General features: G+C 62.4%; 2 protein-coding genes. Both read right to left on the reverse strand.

Annotated elements, in window-relative coordinates:
• Positions 1-39: 39 nt before the first annotated feature.
• A complete protein-coding gene (locus OC610_RS26580) occupies positions 40-1,284 on the reverse strand; it encodes a lipoprotein-releasing ABC transporter permease subunit (RefSeq protein ID WP_030139967.1) in 1,245 nt (414 codons plus the stop codon).
• Positions 1,285-1,347: 63 nt separating this feature from the next.
• Positions 1,348-1,950, reverse strand: a 603-nt coding sequence (locus OC610_RS26585) for an ABC transporter ATP-binding protein (protein ID WP_264432191.1), incomplete at its 5' end; no start/stop codon positions are given.

Below are 1,950 nucleotides of genomic sequence, written 5' to 3' on the forward strand. Positions count from 1 at the left end.
GCGGGAGCAAGCTCCCTCGCCACGAAGGCCTGTCCAGGCTCAGGAATACCGCAACGCCTGCGCCGGTTCGATCTTCGCCGCGCGCCATGCCGGATACACGGTGGCGAGAAAGCTGAGGATAAACCCGGCAGAACAGATCAGCACCACGTCGCCACGCTGCAACTCCGAAGGCAGGTTGCTGACGAAATACACGTCGGAACTGAAGATGTGCTGCCCACTGACCCGTTCCAGCCAGCCCACCAGCTCACTGACATTCAACGCCGCAATCACCCCCAACACGCCCCCGATCAACGTTCCAACGATGCCGATCACCGTGCCCTGGACCATGAAGATCGCCATGATCTGCCGCGGCGTGGCGCCGATGGTGCGCAGGATGGCGATGTCCGCGCCCTTGTCGTTCACCACCATGATCAACGTGGCAATGATGTTGAACGCCGCCACCGCGACGATCATCAGCAACAGCAAGCCGATCATGGTCTTTTCCATTTTCATGGCGCTGAACAGGCTGCCCTGGGTGTGGGTCCAGTCGTCGGCCTTGTAGTTCGCGCCGAGACCAGTGGCGATGTCACCGGAGACCTTCGGCGCCGCGTACAAGTCTTTCACCGCCAGGCGCACGCTTTGCACCTGGTTTGGCTGCCAATGCTGCATCTGCGCCGCGTCGGCCAGATGGATCAGGGCCATGGAGCCGTCCAGCTCGGCGCCGACCTTGAACACACCGACCACGTTCAGCCTCTGCATCCGTGGCGTGATGCCACCCGGCGCGGTGCTGACTTCCGGCACGATCAAGGTGAGCTTGTCGCCGACATTCAGGCGGAAACGCCGGGCCGTGATCTCGCCGATCACCACGCCATATTCACCCGGCTTAAGGGCGTCGAGGCGCCCCTGGACGATATGCTGGGCGACGATGGACACCTTGCCTTCCTGCGCCGGATCGACACCACTGATCTGGATCGGCTGCATCGACCCCTTATGGCTGAGCATGCCTTCCATTTCCGTGAACGGAACGGCAGCGGTGACTTCGGGATTCTTCAGCGCGGCGGCGGCCACCGGCTGCCAATCGTCGATCGGGTTCACGCCGACGATAGTGGCGTGGGGGACCATGCCAAGGATGCGCGAACTCATTTCACGCTGGAAGCCGTTCATCACCGACAACACCACGATCATCGCCAATACGCCAAGGGCGAGGCCGATCATCGACGTCATGGAAATAAACGAAACAAAGCGATTGCGGCGCTTGGCGCGGGTATAGCGCGTGCCGATGAAAATCGATAACGGTCTGAACATTCGCTGGGCACCGTATGAAAATAAAAGACCCGGCGCCTGCATCAGGCACCGGGTTTCGGTCGGTCAGATGGGCGTCAGGCAACCTTCCTGCAAGTGCAGGACACGGTCCATCTGCCGCGCCAGGTTCATGTCATGGGTCACCACCAGGAACGCTGTGCGCATCGAGGTGCTGAGTTCCAGCATCAAGTCCTGGATACCCTGGGCGGTATGGGAATCGAGGTTGCCGGTCGGCTCGTCGAGCATCACCAGGCCAGGCTTGTTGACCAGCGCCCGGGCGATCGCCACGCGCTGGCGCTCGCCACCGGACAATTCGGCCGGCTTGTGCTCCAGGCGGTGCCCCAGCCCTACCCGCTCCAACAACGCCGTGGCACGCTGACGGGCCTCGGGAATGGCCGTGCGGCCGATCAGCAGCGGCATGCAGACGTTTTCCAGGGCGGTGAATTCAGGCAGCAAATGGTGGAACTGGTAGACGAAACCCAGGGAGCGGTTACGCAGAAGGCCGCGGGCCTTCTCGTTCAACGCCGAGAGTTCTTCGCCGGCCAGCCAGACACTGCCGGTGGTTGGCGTGTCCAGCCCGCCCAACAGATTCAGCAAAGTACTCTTGCCCGACCCGGAGGTGCCGACAATCGCCACACGCTCGCCTGGATGCAGCTCCAGTTGCAGGCC

The organism is Pseudomonas agronomica (assembly GCF_025917275.1).
GTDB classification, from domain to species: Bacteria; Pseudomonadota; Gammaproteobacteria; order Pseudomonadales; family Pseudomonadaceae; genus Aquipseudomonas; species Aquipseudomonas agronomica.